This is a genomic window from Arthrobacter sp. R3-55, assembly GCF_054161505.1.
In genome coordinates this window covers 3,440,977-3,464,875 of sequence record NZ_CP096423.1, presented here as the reverse complement: position 1 = coordinate 3,464,875, position 23,899 = coordinate 3,440,977, and the positions used below count along the sequence as shown (strand labels likewise).

Annotated in this window: 22 protein-coding genes and 1 riboswitch; of the genes, 14 read left to right on the top strand and 8 right to left on the bottom strand. The window is 63.4% G+C overall.

The window, feature by feature from the left end:
* Positions 1 to 72: 72 nt before the first annotated feature.
* Entirely contained in the window at positions 73 to 1,263 is a 1,191-nt protein-coding gene (locus tag M1D51_RS15875) for an ROK family transcriptional regulator (protein ID WP_311213084.1), read from the bottom strand.
* A gap of 310 nt (positions 1,264 to 1,573) precedes the next feature.
* Here M1D51_RS15875 and M1D51_RS15870 point away from each other — a divergent pair, with 310 nt between their 5' ends.
* Entirely contained in the window at positions 1,574 to 2,377 is an 804-nt protein-coding gene (locus M1D51_RS15870) for a carbon-nitrogen hydrolase family protein (protein WP_458107161.1), read from the top strand.
* On the opposite strand, the gene M1D51_RS15865 is transcribed toward M1D51_RS15870, so the two are convergent.
* Both M1D51_RS15865 and alr read right to left on the bottom strand, forming a co-directional pair.
* Positions 2,374 to 3,984, bottom strand: coding sequence for a PucR family transcriptional regulator (locus M1D51_RS15865; RefSeq protein ID WP_458107160.1), 1,611 nt, complete (start codon positions 3,982 to 3,984; stop codon positions 2,374 to 2,376). The genes M1D51_RS15870 and M1D51_RS15865 overlap by 4 nt on opposite strands.
* On the bottom strand, positions 3,974 to 5,221 hold the full coding sequence (gene alr, locus M1D51_RS15860; protein WP_458107159.1) for an alanine racemase: 1,248 nt from the start codon (positions 5,219 to 5,221) through the stop codon (positions 3,974 to 3,976). The genes M1D51_RS15865 and alr overlap by 11 nt, the downstream gene beginning before the upstream one ends.
* A gap of 194 nt (positions 5,222 to 5,415) precedes the next feature.
* Here alr and M1D51_RS15855 point away from each other — a divergent pair, with 194 nt between their 5' ends.
* Together M1D51_RS15855 and M1D51_RS15850 are read left to right on the top strand one after the other, a co-directional pair.
* Positions 5,416 to 6,846 (top strand): amino acid permease, encoded by a 1,431-nt coding sequence (locus M1D51_RS15855; protein WP_458109599.1) that lies wholly within the window; start codon positions 5,416 to 5,418, stop codon positions 6,844 to 6,846.
* A complete protein-coding gene (locus M1D51_RS15850; protein WP_172325720.1) occupies positions 6,843 to 8,546 on the top strand; it encodes a flavin monoamine oxidase family protein in 1,704 nt (567 codons plus the stop codon). The genes M1D51_RS15855 and M1D51_RS15850 overlap by 4 nt, the downstream gene beginning before the upstream one ends.
* A 74-nt stretch (positions 8,547 to 8,620) precedes the next feature.
* Here the strand turns inward: M1D51_RS15850 and M1D51_RS15845 are convergent, their stop codons facing one another.
* Genes M1D51_RS15845 through purU form a run of 3 tightly spaced genes read right to left on the bottom strand, consistent with a single transcriptional unit; the run spans position 8,621 to position 10,752 of the window.
* Positions 8,621 to 9,139: a gamma carbonic anhydrase family protein gene (locus M1D51_RS15845; protein ID WP_458107158.1), complete on the bottom strand. Its 519-nt coding sequence runs from the start codon at positions 9,137 to 9,139 to the stop codon at positions 8,621 to 8,623.
* Positions 9,140 to 9,180: 41 nt separating this feature from the next.
* On the bottom strand, positions 9,181 to 9,879 hold the full coding sequence (locus M1D51_RS15840) for a class I SAM-dependent methyltransferase (RefSeq protein ID WP_458107157.1): 699 nt from the start codon (positions 9,877 to 9,879) through the stop codon (positions 9,181 to 9,183).
* Between the two features lie 21 nt (positions 9,880 to 9,900).
* Positions 9,901 to 10,752: a formyltetrahydrofolate deformylase gene (gene purU / locus M1D51_RS15835; protein WP_458107156.1), complete on the bottom strand. Its 852-nt coding sequence runs from the start codon at positions 10,750 to 10,752 to the stop codon at positions 9,901 to 9,903.
* 35 nt (positions 10,753 to 10,787) lie between these two features.
* A riboswitch (ZMP/ZTP riboswitch) is annotated at positions 10,788 to 10,873 on the top strand.
* Positions 10,874 to 11,001: 128 nt separating this feature from the next.
* On the opposite strand from purU, the gene glyA reads away from it, so the two are divergent.
* The 11 genes from glyA to M1D51_RS15780 all read left to right on the top strand — a co-directional run bounded on the left by glyA (position 11,002) and on the right by M1D51_RS15780 (position 20,671).
* Positions 11,002 to 12,297 carry a serine hydroxymethyltransferase gene (gene glyA / locus M1D51_RS15830; protein WP_172325265.1) on the top strand — a complete coding sequence of 432 codons (1,296 nt, stop codon included), beginning with the start codon at positions 11,002 to 11,004 and terminating at the stop codon, positions 12,295 to 12,297.
* A 150-nt stretch (positions 12,298 to 12,447) separates the two neighbouring features.
* Positions 12,448 to 13,341, top strand: coding sequence for a bifunctional methylenetetrahydrofolate dehydrogenase/methenyltetrahydrofolate cyclohydrolase (locus tag M1D51_RS15825; RefSeq protein WP_458107155.1), 894 nt, complete (start codon positions 12,448 to 12,450; stop codon positions 13,339 to 13,341).
* A 171-nt stretch (positions 13,342 to 13,512) separates the two neighbouring features.
* Positions 13,513 to 14,442 (top strand): ABC transporter ATP-binding protein, encoded by a 930-nt coding sequence (locus tag M1D51_RS15820; RefSeq protein ID WP_458107154.1) that lies wholly within the window; start codon positions 13,513 to 13,515, stop codon positions 14,440 to 14,442.
* Positions 14,435 to 15,289 carry an ABC transporter permease gene (locus tag M1D51_RS15815; RefSeq protein ID WP_172325268.1) on the top strand — a complete coding sequence of 285 codons (855 nt, stop codon included), beginning with the start codon at positions 14,435 to 14,437 and terminating at the stop codon, positions 15,287 to 15,289. Before M1D51_RS15820 ends, M1D51_RS15815 begins: the two co-directional genes overlap by 8 nt.
* Positions 15,286 to 16,119: an ABC transporter permease gene (locus tag M1D51_RS15810; protein ID WP_458107153.1), complete on the top strand. Its 834-nt coding sequence runs from the start codon at positions 15,286 to 15,288 to the stop codon at positions 16,117 to 16,119. Before M1D51_RS15815 ends, M1D51_RS15810 begins: the two co-directional genes overlap by 4 nt.
* A 139-nt stretch (positions 16,120 to 16,258) precedes the next feature.
* On the top strand, positions 16,259 to 16,825 hold the full coding sequence (locus M1D51_RS15805) for a hypothetical protein (protein WP_458107152.1): 567 nt from the start codon (positions 16,259 to 16,261) through the stop codon (positions 16,823 to 16,825).
* Positions 16,826 to 16,835: 10 nt separating this feature from the next.
* Positions 16,836 to 17,669, top strand: a complete 834-nt coding sequence (locus M1D51_RS15800) for an exodeoxyribonuclease III (RefSeq protein ID WP_458107151.1) — start codon at positions 16,836 to 16,838, stop codon at positions 17,667 to 17,669.
* Positions 17,670 to 17,689: 20 nt separating this feature from the next.
* Positions 17,690 to 18,799 carry a tryptophan--tRNA ligase gene (gene trpS, locus M1D51_RS15795; RefSeq protein ID WP_458107150.1) on the top strand — a complete coding sequence of 370 codons (1,110 nt, stop codon included), beginning with the start codon at positions 17,690 to 17,692 and terminating at the stop codon, positions 18,797 to 18,799.
* 4 nt (positions 18,800 to 18,803) lie between these two features.
* Positions 18,804 to 19,481 (top strand): 2'-5' RNA ligase family protein, encoded by a 678-nt coding sequence (locus tag M1D51_RS15790; protein WP_172325273.1) that lies wholly within the window; start codon positions 18,804 to 18,806, stop codon positions 19,479 to 19,481.
* Positions 19,408 to 20,493 carry a YihY/virulence factor BrkB family protein gene (locus tag M1D51_RS15785; RefSeq protein WP_458107149.1) on the top strand — a complete coding sequence of 362 codons (1,086 nt, stop codon included), beginning with the start codon at positions 19,408 to 19,410 and terminating at the stop codon, positions 20,491 to 20,493. Before M1D51_RS15790 ends, M1D51_RS15785 begins: the two co-directional genes overlap by 74 nt.
* A 25-nt stretch (positions 20,494 to 20,518) precedes the next feature.
* Positions 20,519 to 20,671: a glycine zipper domain-containing protein gene (locus tag M1D51_RS15780; protein WP_172323851.1), complete on the top strand. Its 153-nt coding sequence runs from the start codon at positions 20,519 to 20,521 to the stop codon at positions 20,669 to 20,671.
* Here M1D51_RS15780 and M1D51_RS15775 read toward each other — a convergent pair.
* The gene (locus tag M1D51_RS15775) at positions 20,668 to 22,884 is read right to left on the bottom strand and encodes a hypothetical protein (RefSeq protein WP_458107148.1); all 2,217 of its coding nucleotides are present in this window, start codon (positions 22,882 to 22,884) and stop codon (positions 20,668 to 20,670) included. The two genes, M1D51_RS15780 and M1D51_RS15775, sit on opposite strands and share 4 nt — an antisense overlap.
* A complete protein-coding gene (locus tag M1D51_RS15770) occupies positions 22,881 to 23,804 on the bottom strand; it encodes a glycoside hydrolase family 43 protein (protein WP_458107147.1) in 924 nt (307 codons plus the stop codon). Before M1D51_RS15770 ends, M1D51_RS15775 begins: the two co-directional genes overlap by 4 nt.
* Positions 23,805 to 23,899: the final 95 nt, after the last annotated feature.

Below are 23,899 nucleotides of genomic sequence, written 5' to 3'. Positions count from 1 at the left end.
CTGATGAAAAAGTAAACTGGATCACCCGTCTTGTCGTCAAGACTTGAACGCATGATCCAGCTAACGATTTCGTTACCTACCGGTAATGCCCGCGTGTTGGAACACCAAAGCGGCGGCACCCAAGGCCTCTGCGCGTGCCCCGAGCGATGACATTGCCAAGTGCGTCGTCTCTCCCACAACCGGCACGGCGTGACGTACCAAACCCCTGCGGATGGGGTCCAGCAGCAGGTCTCCGAGGCCTGCCAGGGGACCGCCCACCACAATCACTTCGGGGTTGATCAGGTTCGAAACGTTGCCCAAGGCGCGTCCGACGGCCAGTCCGGCGTCGTCCACTACGCGCTGCGTCGCGGAGTCGCCGGCGAGGCAATTGCGCACGATGTCCTGGGGCGTCAGGAGGGTCTCCTGGCCGCGTCCCAGCAGCTCGATCATGGTGGTGGTGGACGCTATCGTTTCGAGGCAACCCCTGTTCCCGCAGCGGCACACCAGTCCATGTTCATGGATGGTGGCATGGCCGATTTCACCGGTGATACCCACGTTGCCGTAGTAGGGGAAACCGTTGAGGATCAGGCCTGCGCCAATGCCTGAGCCGATCTTGAGGAACATCAGGTTGGAGACGCCGCTGTGGGGTCCCCACGTCACTTCGGACAAGGCGCCGAGGTTGGCGTCGTTATCGACAAATACGGGGCAATTCAGCGCTTCCTCCAGCCGGTGGAGGATATCGATGCCCACCCATTCGGGGAGGATGGCACCTTGGGCAACGGTGCCGGAGCGGCGGTCGATGGGGCCAGGAATGCCCGCTCCCGCGCCCACTACCGCAGTGCGGTCGATTCCGTTTTCCCGGAGCAGTTTTTCCAGCAGCAGCACCGCCGCCGCGATGCCTTCCTCGGCCTGGTGGCCGAGCGGTAATTCGATGTAATCCTCGGCAATGACGTGGTAGCCCAGGGAGGCCAGGACCACGCGCAGGTGGCGGCGGCCAAAGTCGATCCCGACGGCGACTGCACCGTTGCTGTTCAGCCTCACGTTGGTTGCGCGGCGGCCGGAGCTGGTGGTCGGCTCCGTGGATACAAGGCCGGCGTCCTGCATGATTTTGACGATGTTGGAGATCGTTGCCGTGGACAGCCCGGTCTGGCGCGAGAGCTCGGCTTGCGTTGATGGACCGCTCAGCAGGCACTCGATGATGCGCTGCTGATTGAGGTGGCGCAGTGCGGACTGCGAGCCGGGTTTTCTTGGATGGCTCTTCGTTGAGCGCTGCGTAGCGGGCATGACAAGAAGATTGCCCCACAAGCAACGTTGTAGTCAAGAAGTGAACACAACGAGTCAACTCTCCGCGACATACTCCAACGCAAGAACATGGGATATGTACCCGTTGTGGGGCCTGCTAAGCGTTCCATATCCACGTTGAGGGGCGCAGAGCAGGCCCCGCAACGCGAGAGCCGCGGGCGTTGCGTCCCGCGTAGCTCAGGTGCGGGTCCAAATGCCCCACCCTCCGCCGGGGTTCCGCGCCTACTCTGGAAGGAAGAAATGTCCGGGCCCTCGCGAGCTCCCGGACCAGGCGAAAACCTAGGTGGTAAAGATGCTGCTCTCCGTCCTGCAGGCGAATGCTTCCGTCATGGACGTCGACGCCAATCTCCAGACGATCGACGACGCCGCCCAACGCGCCTCCCAAGCCGGTGCAGCTGTGCTGCTCACTCCTGAGCTGTTTCCCGTCGGCTACGCACCGTTGCGGCTCCACGCTGAACTGGACCCTGCAACCCTTCCGGGCATCCGGGGCCGCCTCGCCGAGATCGCCCGCAGGCACACCATTGGTCTGGTCTACAGCCTTCCGGCGGTGGCCAATGATGAGGATGCCTGGCACATCACGGCTACCCTGCTGGACGCTTCCGGTGCCGAGGTCCTCAACTACGCCAAGGTTCACCTTTTCGGTGCGGAGGAGCGCAAGGCGTTCGTCGCCGCCCAAGAACCTCCCGCCGTCGTTGATTTCAACGGAGTACGGACCTCGATGCTGATCTGCTACGACGTCGAATTCCCGGAAGCCGTGCGGGCAGCAGCAACCCGGGGCGCCGAACTCCTGCTGGTGCCAACCGCCCTGTCCGCAGGGTTCGACAACGTTCCGCAGGTCCTGATCCGCGCCCGCGCCCTGGAAAGCCAACTCAACGTGGCTTACGCCAACCACAGCGGGCATGAGGACGTGTACACGTTCCTGGGCGGCAGCGTGGTGGCCGGGCCGGACGGATCGTTGCTTGCTGCGGCGGGGGACGGGGCTACGTTGCTGTTCGCAGAGGTCGGCACGGGCACGGTGAAAGCGGCGCGGGATGAAGTTCCGTATCTGCGCGAACGCAGGCCGGAACTCTATGAAGAGTGGGATCAGCGCAGCTAGGCGACAACCCCGTCTGCCCCGGAGCCGATCAACTCCTCCACGTACTGCAACGCAAACCACAGCTCGGCCCGCACCTGCGCCTGGTTGAGGTCCATGTCCAGCAGCTCGCCCAGCACGCCGATCTGCCGGCGCACGCTGTTCCGGTGCAGCCCAAGGAGTTTTGCCGAGCCGTCCCAGCTGCCGTTTTCACTGAGCCAACCGCGCAGGACGGCCAGCAGGGGATCGCGCCGGTCCGCCTCCAGGGAGAGCACCGGCGCAAGGAGCCGCTCCGCCAGCATGGTTCCGGCTTCGCGTCCCAAGAGTCCGGCAACAGACCAGGTGACTTCATCCACGCGCGCACTTTTACCGGTGGTCACCACGCGGCTCCGCAATGATGTGGCCCGCTGGTAGGCGGCGGCGAGCCCGGTGAGCTCGGTGGGTTCGCCCACCACCAGGCGCCATCCCAGTTTTTCGATGTCGGCCAGCAACGCGTCATCCACCTTCAACCGGGTGATTGTCGCGAAACCATATTCGGTGATCTCTACCAGCTTGGTATCGAAGAGCCTCCGCCACTGCAGCAGCTCACGAACAGGCCCATCGTCTGCAGCACCATCCACCCGGATGCCTTGCACCACGCGCATCTGGCCGGACCTGGTGGATGACAAGCTTTGGGCCAGCAGGTCTTTGAGACCGTTGAGGTGTTTGGTTGAGCCCGAGGCCAGCGAGTCCGGATGCAGCAGGACGGCCGTGGCCAGTTGGCTCGGGGCGAGCGAACCGCTGGTCCGCTGCCGCACCAGCAGTTCCAGCAAGCCCACCGCAGACTGGACCACATTGTTCTGCGCAGGCGTCAACGGTGCGTCCGAGCCAAGGATCAACGCTCCCAGGTTCGCGTCCTTGGTGCTGCGGAGAGGATGCCCGAACACCAGGGCCGAGCCCGGGTGCTCAAAGCTGTCCATCTCCACGCGTGGACCGCTGCCGGACAGCAGGCGCTCCAGCATGGGTGCCAGCAGTGAATGCTCGACGCCGGTGCTGCCGCCGGCACTGTGCCCGCGCGCCCGGACCCGTCCGTCGGCCCCCACCAGCACAGCCCATACCGGCACCCGTTGTACCAATGCGGCGAGGAGCTCATGTTCGGGCCTGGGGGAGAGGACGGCCCGCATGAGTTGGCGGTTGGTCTCGGCCAGTTGGCGGAAGACCCGTGCGTTGTCCGTCTCCAGGAGCTGGGAGAACTCCAACCCGATCGCCGCGAACGGAACCGACTCGGGAACCTCGAACAGAGTGAGATTGTGCTGGCGGCACGCATCCAGCAGGACGTCCGGGACGGCGTCGAAGTAGGGCCTGATGCCAAAACCCAGCGCAGCAACCTTCGCCTCCACCAACCGCCGCACATAGGCGTCCACCTTGGCCGCCGAGCCGCCCTTCCCCAGGAACGGCAGCCCGGAGGTCAAAAGGAACTCACCTTCAGGGAGGTACGGGGTGGGGTCCTCCAGCTCGCTCGGTTCAACCCATCGCAGCAGCGAGGCGCCGCTGCCGCCGTCGTGAAGCATTTTCAACTCCGGCGGCAGCTGCTCCACAAACTGTTCGAGCGTGACGAAACTCAGGCGGGCGGTGGCGGGCTCAGGCGACATTGCCCTGCCCGACGGCGGCCGGCTCCTGGTAGTCGGGGCATTCGTAGGCGCTGTCCTGGTCGGCACCGCTGGCGTACGCGCGCGGCAGGCGCGGTGCGATCCTGTTGATGATCTCGTCCCCGTGGCTGCCGATTGCGGCTCCCCAGTCGTCTGCGCTCGCCGCCCCGCACGCAGGGTCGCCGAACAACACCGCGGTGTCCCCGACGTCGATTCCCGAGGCGTCCGGGCCGAGGTCCACCATGAACTGGTCCATGCAGACCTTGCCGATCACGGGCACGCTGCGGCCAGCGATGTTCACCACGGAGCGCCCGCTGATGCCCTTGGGGATACCATCTGCGTAACCGAGCGGGATGAGCCCGAGGTAGCGTGGCTCGTAGGTGATGGCCTGGTGTTCGTAGCTGACTCCAGTGCCTGCGGGCACCTTTTTGACCATGACCACGGGCGCCGTGACGCTGAGCGCCGGGCGCAGGCCGAAGTCCGCTGGGTTCAGGTGATCAGCCGGGGCAAGTCCGTAGATGGCCAGGCCTGCCCGGACCATGTCGAAGTGGAATTCGGGCCGGTCCAGGATGTTCGCTGAACTGGAAACATGCCGCAGTTCGGGGGTCAGTCCTGCCTGGCGGGCTTGGCCCACTGCGTCCTCGAACTCCGCGACGGCGCTGGCGTTGCCGGGGTGCGCCGGGACATCGGCCCAGGCCAGGTGGGTCCAGAGGCCTCGAACACGGAGGGTCCCGTCGATTTCAGCCTTGCGGGCGGCGGCGACGAGTTCCGCCCAATCTTCCTTGCGTGCACCGCCGCGGCTAAGGCCGCTGTCCAGTTCCAAATGCACGACGGCGGGGCGGCCAACGCGGTCTGCGATGCCGGCCAGAACCTCGAGTTGCGTGACGCTTCCAAGGGAAACATCAATGTCGTTCTCCAGTGCTTCAAGAATGGTGGCACTTGTCTGGGATGCCAGATATAGCCACGAGAGGATGGGCACCGTGATGCCTGCTTGGCGGAGGGTGATTGCTTCGCTGAGCTGGGCGGTTCCCAGCCAATCCGCCCCCGCCTCTACTGCGGTCCGGGCCACTTCCACCAAGCCGTGGCCGTAAGCATTTCCCTTCACTACGGCCATGAAATACGGCGCCTCGGTGCGCTTTTTCAGTGCAGTGACATTGTCTGAAATAGCGGACAGGTCCACGTTGACCTGTCCGGAGAGGGCTGCGCGAGCACCCTCTTGATAGTGTGCATTACGTCTCATGGTTGAACACTATAGGTCATTTTGCACCGTGGTGAGAGGTGGCTCACATGCCAGTCTTGTGGAGGGGAAATCGAAACTACTTTGAAGGGACGTCAAGGGTGACTGTGCCTGTGAACACCAAAAACCCGGCGGCAGCAAGCGTCGCCAGGCCGAGCCTCGGCGCGCAACTCCTGCGCCGCAAGCCCATCGGCCAGATGGTCAGCGAGGCCGGGAAGGGCGAGGGCGGAAACCAGTTGGTCCGCAGCTTTGGCGTCTTCCAACTCACCATGATCAGCGTCGGAGCCACGCTCGGCACCGGCATCTTGGTGATCCTCGGCGAATCCGTGCCGTTGGCTGGTCCGGCTATCTGGATCTCCTTCGTCATTGCCGGCCTCGCCGCGCTGCTCTCCGCAGTGTCGTACGCCGAAATGGCCGGGCTGGTTCCGGTAGCCGGCTCCAGTTACTCGTACTCTTACGCCACCATGGGCGAGGGTATGGCATGGATTTGCGGCTGGTGCCTGGTGCTGGAGTACGCCGTCTCAGTGGCGGCCGTTGCCGTGGGCGCCGGCCAGTATGTGAACGAGACACTCGCCGCGTTTGGCCAGTTCCTGCCGGACGCGATGAGCCAGCCGCCGGGGGATGGCGGCCTGGTGAACGTGCCGGCCATGGTGATCGTGGTCCTGGCCATGATCCTCTTGGTCCGCGTAGCCCGCGAGAGTGCATGGATCAACACTGCGATTGTCATCGTCAAGGTGGGCATCCTGATCTTCTTCTGCGCTGTGGCCTTCACCGCCTTCAACGCCGGCAACTTCGAGCCGCTGCTGCCGATGGGTGCCGCTGGTGTTTCTGCCGCCGCATCCAGCGTCTTCTTCTCTTACATCGGTTTCGACGCAGCCTCTACAGCAGGCGAGGAAGCCAGGAACCCCAAGCGCGACCTTCCCCGGGCCATCATGCTCTCCATGGTCATCGTCACCACCATCTACGTCCTGGTTGCAGTTGCAGCCATCGGCGCCCGCCCGTGGGGTTGGTTCGACGGCACGGAAGCTGCACTGGTACAGATCCTGCACGAGATCACGGGCCAGCCGTGGATTGCCTTGGTCTTCTCCATCGGTGCTGTGCTGGCCATCGCAAGCATCGTGCTGACAGTTCTCTACGGCCAGACCCGCATCATGCTCTCCATGTCCCGCGATGGCATGGTGCCCAAAGTCTTTGGCCGCGTATCCCGCCGCACCGGCACACCGGTGGCCGGAACGCTGATCATCGGGACCGCCGTCGCCCTCACCGCAGGCTTGGTTCCGCTCGGTGCACTGGCGGACGCCACCAGCATCGGCACACTCTTTGCCTTCGCCCTGGTCAATGTGGCGGTCATCTACCTGCGACGCAACCGCCCCGACCTGGAACGCAGCTTCCGGGTCCCGCTGTACCCCATCACACCAATCCTGGGCACCCTGATGTGTGCCTACCTGATGCTCAACCTCGGCGCCGATACTTGGATCACCTTCGGTATCTGGATGCTGGTGGGCGTCGCCATCTACTTCGGCTACGGACGCCGGAACTCAAAGGTAGCCGCACTCAGCGAGCAGGACTACCGTGAACTAACCACCAGGGCAGTGAGCCCGGAATCTGTGAAAGCAGCAAAATCATGACCATCGCCACCGAACTCCCCCTGGTCGACGAACCCGGAGCGCCGGCCGGAGCCGGAGCCCCCATCACCATGCTGAACCCGGACTTCCCGTTCAGCTACGACCATTACCTGGCCCACCCCGATGGGCTCGGCTCAGTCCCGGAAGAGCTGTACGGGACCGAAGTGGCCATCATCGGCGCCGGTCTCTCCGGCCTGGTCACCGCCTACGAGTTGATGAAGCTTGGCCTCAAACCAGTCATCTACGAGGCCGACCAAATCGGCGGACGTCTCCGTACTGCCAGCTTCCCCTCGGCGCCCGGCGTGGTGGCAGATCTTGGTGGCATGCGATTCCCGGTCTCCGGCAAGGCGTTCTACCACTACGTGGATCTGCTGGGCCTGGATACCAACGAGTTCCCCAACCCCATGGCGCCGGCCACGTCCTCCACGGTGATCGAACTCGCCGGCAAGAAGCACTACGCCACCACGGCGGATGAACTTCCGGAGTTCTTCCTCGAAGTAGCCGATGCCTGGAAAGCGGCCGTCAACGATGGTGCTGCCTTCGCCCAGATGCAGGAAGCCATCAAGGCCCGCGACACCAAGCGGATCAAGGAACTCTGGAACGCACTCCTCCCGGAGCTGGACGAGCAAACTTTTTACGGCTTCATCGCCGCCAGCAAGTCCTTCAAGGAGGCAGGCTTCGCGCACCGCGAGGCATTCGGCCAAGTGGGCTTCGGCACGGGCGGCTGGGATACGGACTTCCCCAACTCCATCCTGGAAATCCTCCGCGTGGTCTACACGGATGCCGATGACCAGCACCGCTCCATTGCGGGAGGAGCGCAAAGGCTCCCCGAGGCACTGTGGAACCACGCGCCGTCGGGCCTTAAGTACTGGCCGGAAGGCACCTCGCTTTCATCACTGCACAGCGGCTCGCCACGCGGAGCCGTGGACAACATCCGCCGCGCTGAGAACGGCGACCTCCTGGTCCGCGAAAACTGGGGGCGCGAAGCCACCTACCAGGCCGTGGTGACCACCTGCCAGTCCTGGCTGCTGTCCACCCGTATCCACACTGAGGAAGCGCTGTTCCCGGCAGAACTGTGGACGGCGATCGAGCGCTCGCACTACATGCAGTCTTCCAAGACGTTCGTCATGGTAGACCGGCCGTTCTGGAAGGACATCGATCCCGAAACCGGACGCGAAGTCCTGTCCATGACGCTCACCGACCGCCTCAACCGGGCCACGTACTTGCTCGACGACGGTCCGGACAAGCCCGCGGTGATGCTCCTGTCCTACACCTGGAACGACGACGCCCTGAAGTGGCTTGCGCTGACGGCGGACGAGCGAGTGAAGCTCATGCTGCACTCCCTGGAACAGATCTACCCGGGCGTAGACATCGCCAGCCACATCATCGGACAGCCGATCACCGTGTCCTGGGAAGCCGACCCCAACTTCATGGGGGCCTTCAAAGCCAACCTGCCCGGGCACTACCGCTACCAGCAGCGCCTGTTCACGCACTTCAAGCAGGACCAGCTGCCGGAGCACCAGCGCGGCATCTTCCTCGCCGGAGACGACGTTTCGTTCACCGCGGGCTGGGCCGAGGGCGCTGTGACCACAGGCCTCAACGCCGTGTGGGGAGTGGTGAACCACCTGGGTGGTTCCTCCGTTGCCTCAAACCCGGGACCGGGCGACCTCCTGGACGAGCTCGGCCCGATTTCCCTGGACTAGTCCTTTACGTTGCGAGGCCCACTCTGCATCCCAAACCCCCGGGTTAGGGCGCAGAGCGGGCCTCGCATTCGGCGTTAGGCGTGCATTTCCCGGTGCGCTGCCGCGAGCTCCTTGTAATGGGCGGCGTTGTGCTTCACACCCTCGAACTCTTCGTCAGTGAGTTCCCGGCGGACCTTCGCCGGTACCCCGGCCACCAAGGAGCGTGGGGGAATGACGGTGCCTTCCAACACCACGGCGCCGGCGGCAATGAGCGAGCCGGTGCCGATCACTGCGCCGTTGAGGATGGTGGCGCTCATGCCGATCAGGCAGTCGTCCTCCACAGTGCAGCCGTGGACTACAGCGCTGTGCCCCACGGAGACGCGCTCGCCTACCGTGCAGGGGAAGCCGGGATCTGCGTGGAGGACTACGTTGTCCTGGAGGTTGGAGCCTGCGCCCACACTGATTGCGGCCGTATCGGCACGGACGGAGACGCCATAAAAAGCACTGGAGTCCTCGGCCAACGTCGCTTTGCCGATAATGGAAGCCGTGGGTGCCACGAAGGCGGATTCATGGATGGCCGGGGTGTCCCCGGCGAAGGTGTAAGAGGGAGCCATGCTGCCCAGCTTATTTCCCAACTGGGTAACAGCAAACGTCGCTATGGGCCGTCAGTGGGACGTTTGCTGTTACCCAGTTGGGGGCCAGGGGTGCGGAGGACCAGGAATTGGTAGTGCTGTACCCAGTTTCCCGCTCCCGGCCCTGACTCCACGCCCACACCCTCAGGCCACGTCCGGAAATGCTCAACCGAGCCATGCTCACAGAAAATCCTGAGCACGGTGTCATCGCTCCGGCGACTGAAGAAACGTCGCGGTTCCTCAAGGTCTTCCGGGTTCAGGACCTCATCATCCTCACCTGACCAGAGCCCGACGGCGATTGGCGCACCAGGTGCGGTGACCCGCACAAGTTCGCTGACGACGTCGTGAATTCCTCGGTTGGGGACGTGGAGCAGGGTGCTCATGGTCCATGCCGCTGAGAAGGCAGCATCCGGGAAGGGCAGGCTGCGGCCGCTGGCAACTGTGGCTTCCAATCCGGCCGAGCGCGCCAGATGGACGCTTTCAGAGGACAAGTCCACCCCGGTGTAGTGCAATCCGGCGCGGACAAACTCCAAGCCCTCAACGCCCGTGCCGCACCCCAATTCGAACAACGAGTGACGGTGCTCGGATTTCAGAAGGCTAACGAACCATTCCCGGCACTCCACCCGGTGTGGCGTGAGCGCGCGGGTGTTCCGGACAGGCGCTTGACGGTCGTAGTAGGCCGCCAAATCAGCCTCGTGCTCGGCGTGAGGGATGCCCCGCATACCCCCAGCATAGGAGCGGTGTTAGTTGAACACCACGGTCCGGGTGCCATCAAGGAGCACCCGGTGTTCGGCGTGCCACTGGACCGCCTGGGCCAACGTGCGGCCTTCGACGTCGCGGCCCATCTGGACGAACTGGGCAGCGGTGCGCGCGTGGTCAACGCGGATGACTTCCTGCTCGATGATCGGGCCCTCGTCGAGGTCTGCCGTCACGTAGTGGGCAGTGGCACCGATGATTTTCACACCGCGGGCGTGGGCTTGGTGGTACGGCTTGGCGCCCTTGAAAGAAGGGAGGAAGGAGTGGTGGATGTTGATGGCCTTGCCGTTCAACTCCGTGCACAGATCGTTGGAAAGGACCTGCATGTAGCGGGCCAGGACGGTGAGTTCCGCATCGTGTTCGGCGATCAGCTTCAGCAACGCCGCCTCAGCCTGTGGCTTGGTCTCGGCGGTCACCGGGATGTGATGGAACGGGATGCCGTAAAACTCCGCCAGTGGCTCAAGATCGCGGTGGTTGGACACGATAGCCGGGACTTCGATGGGCAAAGTGCCGCTCCGCTGCTGGAACAACAGGTCATTGAGGCAGTGCGCGTCCTTGGAGCACAGGATGATGGTGCGGACCTTTTCACCCACGGGGTTGATCTGCCACGTCATGCCGAAGGATTCGGCCACCGGCCGCAGGGCAGCGGCGAGATCCTCTTGCGAGGACGACGTCGATGCCTCGACGCGCATGAAGAAGTTGCCGGTGCTGGGGCTTCCGTACTGCTGGGAGTCGGCAATATTGCAGCCGGCCTCGAGAAGTGCTCCGGCTACCGCGTGGACAATGCCGGGACGGTCAGGGCAGGAGAGCGTTACAACGAAAGCGGTGGAGTCAGTCACACGATCAAGCCTACCTGTGCTGCGTTGTTGTACTGTTAACGGGTCGCAACTGGCGTTGGGTGGACTACCACCAGGGAGCGGCAATCATGAAGACCACGGATCGTACGCCTGGGCCGAGGGTCATGTCTTACCGCTGCACGCACGTGACCGATCCCTGCCGCATCAAGGGCTGTAACCAAGGGGACGCGGGAATGCTGCTGCCGGTAGCCTGACCTGTAGCACCACCCGTTGCCTAGCCAGGAGATCTCCGTGACTACCACAACCACTTCCGCGTCTGTCAGCAACCAGTCGCTCGCCGATCTCGATCCTGAGATCGCAGCTGTCCTCAACCAGGAACTCGGCCGCCAGCGCGGCACCCTGGAAATGATCGCCTCCGAAAACTTCGCCCCCCGCGCCGTCATGGAAGCCCAGGGCTCCGTCCTGACCAACAAGTACGCCGAGGGTTACCCGGGCCGCCGCTACTACGGCGGTTGTGAGTACGTCGACGTCGCTGAGCAGCTCGCCATCGACCGCGTCAAGGAACTGTTCGGCGCCGAGTACGCCAACGTCCAGCCGCACTCCGGTGCCCAGGCAAACGCTGCAGCACTCTCGGCCATGATCACCCCCGGCGACAAGATCCTTGGCCTGTCCCTGGCACACGGTGGGCACCTGACCCACGGCATGAAGCTGAACTTCTCCGGCAAGCTCTACAACGTAGCTGCTTACCAGGTTGAAGAAGAGAACTTCCGCATCGACATGGACAAGCTGCGCGAGCAGGCCATCGCCGAGAAGCCGCAGGTCATTATCGCCGGTTGGTCTGCCTACCCGCGCCACCTCGATTTCGCTGCTTTCCGCTCCATCGCCGACGAGGTTGGCGCACTCCTCTGGACGGACATGGCGCACTTCGCCGGCCTGGTTGCAGCAGGACTGCACCCCAGCCCGGTGCCGTACTCCGACGTCGTCACCTCCACGGTCCACAAGACCCTGGCCGGCCCCCGTTCCGGTGTGATCCTTGGCAAGCAGGAGTGGGCCAAGAAGCTGAACTCCAGCGTCTTCCCGGGCCAGCAGGGCGGTCCGCTCATGCATGTGATCGCCGCGAAGGCCGTTGCCTTCAAGATCGCCGGCGGCGAGGAGTTCAAGGAACGCCAGGAGCGTGTGCTCGAGGGTGCCAAGATCATCGCCGACCGCCTGAACCAGTCCGACGTCGCCGAAGCCGGCGTCTCGGTCCTCACCGGCGGCACCGACGTTCACCTGGTGCTGGTTGACCTCCGCAACTCCCAGCTGGACGGCCAGCAGGCCGAGGACCTCCTGCATTCGGTGGGCATCACCGTGAACCGCAACTCTGTTCCCTTCGACCCCCGCCCGCCGATGGTCACCTCCGGCCTCCGCATTGGCACCCCTGCCCTGGCTACCCGCGGATTCGGTGCTGCCGAGTTCACCGAGGTTGCCGAGATCATCGCCGCCGCGCTGAAGGCCGGTTCGGCTACGGACGTGGAAGCCCTCCAGGCCCGCGTTGACAAGCTGGCCGCTGACTTCCCGCTGTACCCGCAGCACGAGCAGTGGTAATCCGCATTTTCCGCGGATAGACAAGCACCACCCGGGCATTGAACCGGAGCCGACGGGATCCGCCGCCACACCTACGGCGGCGGGTCCCGTTGGCATGGGCCTCCTATGAGGCTTTTCCACGCAGGTCACCCACCAGAAAGAGCAGATGGAATGACACAGTCCACCGCACAGATCCTTGACGGCAAGGCCACCGCCGCAGCTATCAAGGCAGAACTGACCACTCGCGTTTCCGTCCTCGCCGCCAAGGGAATCGTCCCGGGCCTGGGCACCATCCTGGTGGGCTCGGACCCCGGCAGCACCTGGTACGTCGGCGGCAAGCACAAGGACTGCGCAGAGGTTGGCATCCAGTCCATCCGCCGCGACCTCCCCGAGGACATCAGCCAGGAAGACCTCCTGGAGGTTGTCCGCGAGCTCAACGACAACCCGGAATGCACCGGCTACATCGTCCAGCTGCCACTGCCCAAGCACATTGACCAGGACGTCATCCTCGAAGCCATGGATCCTGACAAGGACGCCGATGGCCTGCACCCCATGAACCTTGGCCGCCTGGTGGCCAACGTCAACGGCGAGATGACGTCCCCGTTGCCCTGCACGCCCAAGGGCTGTGTGGAGTTGCTCCGCCGCCACAACATTGAACTCAAGGGCAAGCGCGTCCTGGTGGTCGGCCGCGGCGTCACCATCGGCCGCCCCATCGGCCTGCTGCTGACCCGCAAGGAAGTCAACGCCACGGTCATTCTTGCCCACACCGGAACGGTGGACCTTCCCGCCGAACTCAAGCAGGCCGACGTCGTGATCGCCGCTGCCGGCGTGCCGCACATGATCAAGGCAGAGGACCTCAAGCCGGGCGCCATAGTGCTCGACGTCGGCGTCAGCCGCGTGGACGACGGCAACGGCAAGGCTGTTGTGACCGGAGATGTGGACCCGGCAGCTGCCGACGTCGCCGCCTGGCTGTCCCCGAACCCGGGCGGCGTGGGTCCGATGACCCGTGCCATGCTGCTCGCGAACGTCGTGGAGAGCGCTGAGCGCCAGGCCGGCATCGCCTAGTTCCGGACGCGTCTTTCGAGGGGGCTCTTGCAGGAATATCTGCAAGAGCCCTTTCACATGTCAGTGGGCACTACTAGTCTGCTGAGGGTGCACAATGAAGCAACCCGCTCTGCTACACCGTCATCAAAACCGTCACCAACACCGTCAGAATCGTTGCAGTCCAGCCTCGACATGAACCGACCCTCCGTCATCAGCGCGCGGAACCTCACCAAGGCCTATGGTGACCTCACCGCCGTGGACAACATCTCCTTCGACGTACCGGCGGGGGAGTCCTTTGGGCTGCTGGGCCCCAATGGTGCGGGCAAATCCACCACCATGAAAATGATCGGTGGCGTCTCCCAGCGAACCTCCGGCTCGCTGACCATCATGGGCTTGGATCCCGAGTCGCACGGCCCTGAGGTGAGGGCGCATCTGGGGGTGGTTCCGCAGCAGGACAACCTTGACGAAGAGCTGAAAGTCCGCGAGAACCTGATCGTCTATGGGCGCTACTTCGGCCTGCCCATGAGCTATCTGAAGCCGAAAGCCGATGAACTGCTGGAATTCGCGCAGCTGACGGACAAGGCCAATTCCAAGGTGGACGCACTTTCCGGCGGCATGAAGCGCAGGCTCACCATCGCGCGGTCGCTGATCAATGAGCCCCGCATCCTGCTCCTGGATGAGCCCACTACCGGCCTTGATCCGCAGGCGCGCCACATCCTCTGGGACCGGCTGTTCCGGCTCAAGGAAAGCGGCGTAACCCTGATCCTCACCACGCACTACATGGATGAAGCCGAACAGCTGTGCGACCGCCTGATCGTGGTGGACAAGGGCCGGATCATGGCCGAGGGGTCCCCGGCGACCCTCATCCGCGAGCACTCTTCGCGCGAAGTACTTGAGCTCAGGTTCGGGTCCGAGCGGAACGCGAGCATCGGCGTCGAGCTTCAAGGCATCGGTGAGCGGCTGGAGACGCTGCCGGACCGCGTGCTCATCTATGCACACGATGGCGAGGCCGCGCTGGAGCAGGTCACTGCCCGCGGGCTGCACCCGATGACCTCGCTGGTGCGCCGATCCTCGCTGGAGGACGTGTTCCTGCGGCTGACCGGCAGGAGCCTCGTTGACTGACAAACCACTTACGACGGCGGTGCCACCGTTGCGGGCCCACTCACCTGAGGTGTCGGCTGCCCGGGCGCGACGCTGGGGTTCCTTCTTCTACGCGGAGCAGGTGCTTCGCGTCATGCGCAACTACGGCTGGTCCGTGATCCTGTACAGCGTAGGGCAGCCGGTGGCGTACTTGTTCGCCATGGGGGTGGGGCTGGCCAGCCTGGTGGATGCCAACAGCGAGGCAGCATTCGGCGGCGTGAGCTACCTGGAGTTTGTGGCCCCGGCCCTGTTGGTCTCCGCAGCGGTGATGACGGCATCGGGGGAGTTCTCGTACCCCATCATGGACGGTTTCAAGTGGCGCCGGGTGTTCTACGGTCCGCACGCCTCGCCATTGATTCCGCAGCAGATCGCCAGTGGACACATCATGGCCAGTTCCCTGAGGTTCCTCCTGCAATCGGTGGTCTACTTCGCGGTGGTGGCCATGTTTGGCGCTTCGCCGAGCCCGTGGGGATGGGTATCGGCCGTCGTGGCAACGGTAGCGGCACTGTCCTTCGGTTTGCCGCTGATGGCCTACGCCGCAAGCATCAAGCAGGACAAAGGGCAGTTCGCGTTGGTGCAGCGGTTCATCGTCATGCCACTGTTCCTGTTCTCCGGGACGTTCTTCCCGCTCGATTCGCTGCCTATGGCTGTTCGTTGGATCGGCTGGATTTCGCCGGTGTGGCACGGAACCGAGTTGGGCCGGGTCTTCACCTACGGAATGGACCAGAATCCGTTACTGACCATCACCCATGTGGTGTTCCTGCTGGCCACAGCCACCGTGGGGTGGGTGCTGGTGCGCCGCCAATTCGTGAAAAGGATGGGCTCATGAGTGTCCTGACGGACGGCCACAGCGCCACGGACCTGGCCCGTGAGCGTAAGTTCGGTTCGCTCTACTCCCGCAACGCAAAAGCCGTGGTGGGCCGCGGGCTCATGGCGGCCAAGTCCAGCACCTGGCTGGTCATGGTCTCCGGGTTCTTTGAGCCGGTGCTGTTCCTGCTGGCCATGGGGGTGGGCATGGGCTCCATCGTGGGCACTGTCCAAGGTCCTGGTGGTGAGGAGATCAGTTACGCCGCCTACATTGCGCCGGCGCTCCTGGCGGTCTCGGCGATGAACGGGGCCATTTACGACTCTACGTGGAACGTTTTCTTCAAGATGAACTTCGCCAAGCTGTACCAAGGGATGCTCTACACCTCCTTGGGCCCGCTTGATGTGGCGATCGGGGAGATCTTCCTGGCCCTCCTTCGGGGTTTGCTCTACGCCACCGGATTCACCGCCGTCATGGGTGTTATGGGTCTACTCACCAGTTGGTGGGCCATCCTGGTTATCCCGGCCTCGGTGCTGATCGCATTCGGTTTCGCGAGCTTCGGGATGGGCATCACCAGCTTCATGAAGACCTTCCAACAGATGGACTGGATCAACTTCTTCCTGCTGCCCATGTTCCTGTTCAGCGCTACGTTCTATCCGCTCAGCGTCTATCCCCAAGTCATCCAGTGGTTCATCCAGGCCATGCCCCTGTGGCACGGAGTGGAGTTGCTGCGGCAGATCAGCGTGGGCTCCTTCAGCCCTGCCACGGCAATCCACGTGGGCTATTACGTGGTGATGATCGCGCTGGGAATCATGCTGACCACCGGAAGGCTGCGCCAGCTGTTCCTGAAGTGATGGAGTTTTTGTACAGCTAATGCCCCGAAAGCGGCGTCTTGGGGGCATTAGCTGTACAAAAACCCGGGGCTTGGGGGCCGGTGTTCGCCGTCCGTGGAAGCTGGCACGGGCACCTGCAGGCATTTGAGAGAATGGATCCATGCAATCTCTCGGTGACCCGCACCCGTCCACGTCTCCCGCCGGTAAAGGCATGTTCAAGGGCTTCCGCATTGGCGGCCTGGGGATGACCGTTGTCATCATCGCGTTCCTGGTGGCCGTGATCTTCGCGGCCAACCAGAACGATGTTGTGGGTTGGGTCGTCGCAGTAGTGGCCTTCGGTTGGTTGGCCCTGGCCACCTTCGTGGTGCTGAGCATCCGCAGGGCCGCGCAGCGTGCCGGCGCAAAGCTGACCGAAGCGCAAAACGCGTTCAACGCCGCAGCCGGCCGCGCGCCGTCGTCGTCCGCTGCCGACAGCGGCGGAACCCGGGTCGTCGCCGAACGCAGCAAGGCCGACGAGGTTCGCGACCTCAAGCTGGATCATTCCTTCAAGATTGTCCAGGTGCAGGTCCGCGTAGTGGACGAGGAACGCGCCAAGGGCGCTGAGGCAGATCAGGACACCATCAACCGCGCCCTGGAAACCATTGCCATTACGGCCACCAATGCACGCGACATGATCAAGTCCTCCGGCGGCTCGGACGAGCCCGTGGCCGGCACCATCATCGACTAGAGTGGACCGGGTGAGTACGGCATTGAAGAAGGACTTCCTTCGCATCGCGTCAGTTAACGTCAACGGCCTCAGGGCTGCCTACAAGAACGGCATGGCGGAATGGCTGGAGCCGCGCGAGGTTGACATTCTCTGCCTCCAGGAAGTCCGCGCACCTGATGACATCGTCAGGAAGCTGATCGGCGAAGGCTGGCACATCCTGCACACCGAAGCCGAGGCCAAGGGCCGGGCCGGTGTAGCGATTGCTTCCCGTGAAGAGCCCACGGCCACGCGAATAGGGATCGGCGATTCCTATTTCGACACTTCAGGACGTTGGGTTGAAGCCGACTTCACTGTGAAGAACGCGGCCGGTGAACCCACCACCCTGACCGTTGTCAGCGCCTACGTGCACTCCGGAGAAGTCGGAACTCCCAAGCAGGACGACAAATTCCGCTTCCTCGACGCCATGACTGTCCGCTTGCCCGAACTTGCCAAGCACAGCGACCATGCGTTGGTGGTGGGGGACCTCAACGTCGGACACACAGAACTGGACATCAAGAACTGGAAGGGCAACGTCAAGCGTGCCGGCTTCCTCCCGGAGGAGCGCGCTTACTTTGACCGCTTCCTCGGCGAAGAAATCGGATGGAGGGATGTCCACAGGGGCCTGGCAGGAAATGTCGCCGGCCCCTACACCTGGTGGTCCCAGCGCGGTAAAGCCTTTGACACCGACACAGGCTGGCGCATTGACTACCACCTGGCAACCCCGGACCTCGCTGCAGCCGCGTTCTCGGCTGTCGTTGACCGGGCGCCTTCGTGGGACACCCGCTTCTCCGACCACGCACCGCTGGTAGTCGACTACCGGCTCTAAGCTCCCTAAGGTATTCCTCCATGACTAGTTCCACCACGACTGAAACCGGCACTGCAGCGGTACCGCAAACCAGCACGTCCACCAAGCTTGCCGTTGGCGCCAAGCACCGCGTCCTCTCCGGCATGCAGCCCTCCGCTGACTCCCTGCACCTGGGCAACTATCTTGGCGCCTTGGTCAACTGGGTGCGGATGCAGGACGAGTACGATGCCGTGTACTTCATCCCGGACCTGCACGCTATTACGGTCCCGCAGGATCCGGCCGAGCTCGCGCGGCGCACCCGCGTTACGGCTGCCCAGTACATCGCCGGTGGCGTTGACGTGAACAAGTGCACCCTGTTCGTCCAGTCCCAGGTCCCTGAGCACGCTCAGCTCGCCTGGGTCCTGAACTGCATCACCGGCATGGGTGAGGCAGCCCGCATGACGCAGTTCAAGGACAAGGCGCAGAAGCAGGGATCGGACCACGCCAGCGTTGGCCTGTTCACGTACCCCATCCTTCAGGCCGCCGATATTCTCCTCTACCAGCCGCACGGTGTGCCCGTGGGTGAAGATCAGCGCCAGCATGTGGAACTCAGCCGGGACCTCGCCAACCGCTTCAACAGCCGGTTCGGGGAGACATTCCAAGTGCCCCAGGCCTTCATCCAGAAGGAATCGGCAAAGATCTACGATCTCCAGAACCCCACCGCCAAGATGTCCAAGTCAGCGGAATCGCCGGCCGGGCTGATCAATCTCCTGGACGACCCCAAGACTGTGGCCAAGCGCATCAAGTCAGCGGTGACGGACACGGAAACCGAGATCCGCTACGACCGCGAGAACAAGCCGGGCGTTTCGAACCTGCTGACCATCTACTCGGCCATCAGCGGAACACCGGTGGAGAAGATCGTGGCCGACTACCAGGGCAAAATGTACGGCCACCTTAAGGTTGACCTCGCAGAACTCGTCTCCGGGCACCTGGCACCCATCCGGGAACGGGCCAATGAGCTCTTGGCCGATCCTGCGGAACTGGACCGGCTCCTGGCCCTGGGCGCAGACAAGGCTCGCGAAATTGCCTCGGCCACCTTGGCGGACGTCTATTCCAAGGTCGGCTTCCTGCCCTACCGCGGAGATGCCCACCGCCACCTGGGAGCCCGCTAACTCCATGTGCTCCGCTGGCCAGCTCAACGTCAAGACCGACACCCGCAAGGGTGTCGGTCCGGACGACTCTCGCCAGACAGGTGTCTCCGGCAGCGACTGCGGCGATGGCGACACCATGTGTGTCGGTGTCATCCTCGGTTTCCCGCCGGAGATCGCCCGCGAACTGCAGGAATGGCGGGCCTCTTTCGGTGACCCCATGGCTGAGGTCATTCCTGCCCACATCACGCTGATTACCACTACGCCCACCCAGGATTGGGACGCCACCCGCGAGCATGTCCGGGAAGTAGCCCGGACCCAGGAACCCTTCCACATCACCATTTCAGGCACGGGTTCTTTCCGGCCCGTTTCACCGGTGGTGTTCGTCAACGTGGAAGAAGGCTTTGAAGAGTGCGTGCAGTTGCACGAGAAACTTCAAACCGGGCCGCTTGAACGGTTGCTGCCCTTCCCGTATCACCCGCATGTCACTGTGGCTCACGATGTTGCCCAGGAAAATCTTGATGAGGCCGAAACGGTCCTCAGAGATTACCGGGCCACCTTCCCTGTGGTTAGCATGGGACTTTACGAGCACGACACCAATGGAATATGGCAGCTACGGGAAGAGCTCGACTTTGGCGGCGATACTGACGAAGAACAGCAAGCGGATTCAGGCCACACAGGCGGACGTTCCTCCGCTGCCAACTGAGCTGGCCAAGCTCAAACTCGAGCTGCTCCGCAAGAGGCAGGACTGGGGCCACGCCAAGCGGGCCGGCGACGGGCTGCCGAAGAAGGCAGGAGCATTCTTTGCCCTCTTCATGGCCAGGCTGAACACCAACCGTGCCATGCGCGCATTCCAGCACTACACGCGGCAACATGGGCCCCTGCTGAGTGCCGGCATCGGATTCAACATGTTCTTCTCCGTGACGGGTCTGCTGACCACCGGTTTCGCGATCGCCGGCATCGTCCTAGGTGGCAACCCTGTGCTGGAAGACGCTGTCATCGGCAGTGTGGCATCCGCGGCGCCCGGTCTTCTCCAGGTCAATGGCGGTGAAGGCCTGGTGGACCCGCAAACACTGCTGAACCCGTCCGGCCTCGGCTGGACCGCGCTGATCGCTGCAGCCGTCACCATCTTCACGTCTCTTGGCTGGATTGCCAGCGTCAGGGAGGGGCTCCGTGGGGTGATGAACGCTGATCCGCTCATGCGCAACGGTCTTCTCCAAAAGCTCATCGACGCCGGCACCTTGGTGCTCCTCGGGGTCATCCTGATCATCAGCGCCGGCGCGTCCCTGATTTTCGGAACAGCGGCCGATTGGTTCATCGACCTGTTGAAGCTGGACGAGGCAGTGGCCGCACCTATCGCCTCCACCGTCAAGATTGTGGTTCCCCTCCTTTTGAACTGCGCGACGGCGGCAGTACTGTTCCGGATCGCAGGCGGCCTGAAGCTGGGGCGCCGCGCGTTCCTGGAAGGGGTAGTGCTGGCCGGCGTGGGGACCACTGTCCTCCAATTCTTCAGCACCGAACTTCTTGCCCGCTCCGGAAACAATCCGGTCCTGGCATCGTTCGCCATCATTATCGGCTTGTTGATCTGGTTCAACCTGGTAAGCCAGGTGTATCTCGTCTCAGCATCGTGGTCCGCTATCCGCGAGGCAGATACTGAATCAGGGGAGGCTCCACGCAAGAAAGTCCTGGGGTCCCGCCGCGTTATGCCCCGCACCTGACAGTCCTTTTCCCAAGGGAGACGCCATGAACAATCAACTGTGGATCGGCTGTCTCCTCGGGGCTGCCGTCGGCCTGATCGTGGGCCAACTGATCTTCAACTCCCCGTTCCTGGGCATCCTCATCGGAGTGGGGTTGGGGGCCCTCGTGGGCGCAGCCGTGGGACCCCGCCGCAGCTAGGGTGCCTGCACCAGCCCCTCCCAGGCAACGGTCCAGTCAGCGGGGAACCCGGGTGCGTGTCGTGCCGGGCCGTTGTCCCAACCGGCGGCCATGAGGGCCACAGCAGCCAGAAGCCCGCCATTGCCCGGAAGGTACAGCGGCAACGAGTCTGTCTGTCTGTTGTGGCCGTTGGCCAGGACTGTGTTCTTGCCGGCGTTCAGGAGCAGCGCATCAACGGCGGCTTCCGGATCCTCCAGCCGCGCGGCAGTCATGGCCATCACCGGATAGTCCCAACCCCAGGTGCTGCCCCAGTCCCAATCGGCCAGGACATCGGACAGTGTGGCCCGCATGAGGTCCGGATCAATGAGGTCGGTCTGCGGAAGGACCCCGAGCGCACAGAGCATGGAGGGGTGGTCGGTTCGTATGGTGAAGGGCTCCACGTCGATCGCGGCATACACGCCGTCCACCACCCGTGGTGGAACCAGGCCATCTGCTACCTCAGACCATGCCGGAACAGGTTCCAGCCCTAGCCTCTCCCGCCACGCCGAAGCCGTCCGCAGGCCCCACTGCCAATACGCCAATTCGAAGGTGGGATTGGTGACCTTGGACCGGATCGCGCCGTAGCTTTCCTGCGCCGGAATCAAGGGAGGCCCCAGTTCAAAGCCGCGCGAGGTGGGGTGGGCAAAGCTTGCCATGAAGGCGGCTGACTCAAAGACAATCTCCGCGAACTCCTCCAGCACCTGCCTGCCCGGGTTGGCCCGGTACACCAACTCAGCCAAGTGGATGGGATGGGGTTGCTGCCAGATCAGGAATGTGCCGATGGGGCTTGGGCTTTCCCGTCCGTCCGGGCCCACCTGTTTGGGCCAGCGGACGCCGTCGAATCCTTGCGTTTTGGCTGTTTGCCGGGAGGTTTCCAGCACGGTGGTGTACCAGCGCAACGATGGCAGGAGCAGTTCCACGCGGTTCCAGTGCGCAAAGTGCGCGGCATGCCACCAGTGCATTTCCAAGTGGAAGCGGCCACGCCACGAATTGCACACAAGCCCTGTCTCCTGCGGGGGTAGCGAGCCGGAGCAGTTGATCGCCGTCAGGTACTGGGACAGCACAATCCGCCGTTCCAATTCCTTGGCCCGCGGATCGTCGGTGGCATCGAGTTCGATCGCACCTCCCGAAGACCAGAACGCCGGCCAGTGGGTGGCAGAGGCCTCGATGACGGAACCTGCAGGTGAAAGTCCGACGCCGTTTCCCGCCTCCGCGGGGACGGTTTGCTGCTGTGCCTGGTTGGCGGAGCTGTTGTTGCCCCTGGGGATGCATTCGCCATCGCCCGCCGACAGGAAAGCCACGGAAAAGTCCAGAGCTGGTATGCCGGCACCAGTCCCGGACGAAACCAAGGCAAGGAGAAGTTCATGCCGGCCTACCTGTTCCACCGTCAGGTTCCCGCCTGTGATCACCACGTGGTAGCGGGAATCGTCCAGTTCCCGGTGAGCTGTCCAGGCTGCGGTTCCAGGGTCCTCCTTCACCGGTGTCGGCCCTGTGAGTTTGGTGGTGTGGGCGTCCGGTCGGTTCCAGTCCGCGGCGTCATGCCAGGCCTCGGACCCGTAGGGGAACCCGATGCCCACCCGTAGACCTGCCTCAAGGGCAGCCGACTCGACGCTAAAGCCCAGCTCATCCCGGTCCGGGTGGCACGCCGTCGTGACTTTGACCCGGTGGCCGGCCAGCATGAAGCTGCTGGTCACCGTGCCCGTCCAGAGGTCGAGCGTTTGTTCAGTATCGGCGATGTCCGCAGGCACGAGGGGTCGGTCAACGCCGCCCTCCCTCCAGCGGAAGCCGAGGCGCCCCAAGTCGAGTCGGTGCGCATTGGCCCTGAGCCAGGTTTCAGCGAGGGAGGTGTCCGTTTCGCGATCGTTGACTATGTCACCCACCATGTCCACATAGGGGACCGGGCCGCGGGGCGAATCGTAGAGGACAGTGGAGCCGGCGAGGTCATACGGTTCGAGCGGCGGGACGGAGTGCCAGCCCCACTGCGCTTGCGTCCCCAGGAGTGTTCCGGGCGGCAGCTCATCGCGTGCCCCCACGGGATAGTGGGCGGGCAATGATTGCAGGCCGGTGAGGTCCATGGTGAAGGCGAACTCGCCGTTGCCCACCGAGACGGGACTGCGCGGATCCAACCTGTTTTGGCGGACATTGTGTCGCCGGACCAGTCCTTTGCGATCGATGGAAGGGGGTGGCGGGTTCATGGCAGCCTTTCGGAAATGGTTGTACCGGCGAGTGTCACTGTGTCTTCACGTTCCTCGAGAGGGAAGAACGCTGCCCTCTCGTAGGGGGTCTTATTGGGCTGATGGAGCGTCAGGAAAAGGCTGCCGTCGAGGTCGCGGGCGATCATTCCATGGCCGCCATCAGTACCCCAGAGTGGTTCCGCTTCCTGGGTCCAGGGGCCCAGTACCGTTCCTGATTCACTGCGGGCTATACCCATGGCATAACCGTTCTCGCCAAAGCTGGACCACAGCATGATGAGGTTGCCGCTGCTGAGCCTGTGGAGGAACGGGCCATCGGTAACAAAAACAGGGAATTCCCGGTCACGGACGGAGGGAACATCGAGGGCGCGCGCCCATGGCGCCTCCGAGGCACTGAAGAGGAAGACAGGAACACCTTCAGCGGTCCGGAGGTCCGGGCTGAGGCGCTGTGCCATCATGGCGCCGTCGTGCACTTGCTTCCACTCGTGGCAGAAAACCATCCACGGGGTTCCCTCATCGTCCACGTGAAGAGTGCCGTCCAAGCACTGCCAGTTGGCGGGAGTTACCGGACCATCGCTCCATGGTTCATAGGGTCCTTCGGGCTCATCAGCGGCAAGGATCTGGGTTCCGCGAAGGTGGCCGGGGGCTATGAACGTAGCAAACATGAAGTAGCGCCCTTGGTATTCATGGACCTCGGGAGCCCAGTACTGCTCCTGGCTCCAGAATCCGCGCTGCGGCCTGAATGCCTCAAGGGGACCCTCCCAGGTGACCAGATCGCTGCTTCGGTAGCAGTCGAACCCGGTGGCTTGCCCGGACCAAATGTTCTTGTCCGTGCTGCCGAAGAGAAGGTAGCGGCCGGACGCCGGCTGGGTCAGCACAAAGGGGTCCCGGATCTGGATCTGGTCCAGGCGCAGGGTTTTCACAAGGTTCTCCTCGGTCGATAAAAATAGTTCATACCCCAAACTATTGACGAATATACACCTCCTTGATACGTTTCAGGAACCGTTTTCTGAGCCTG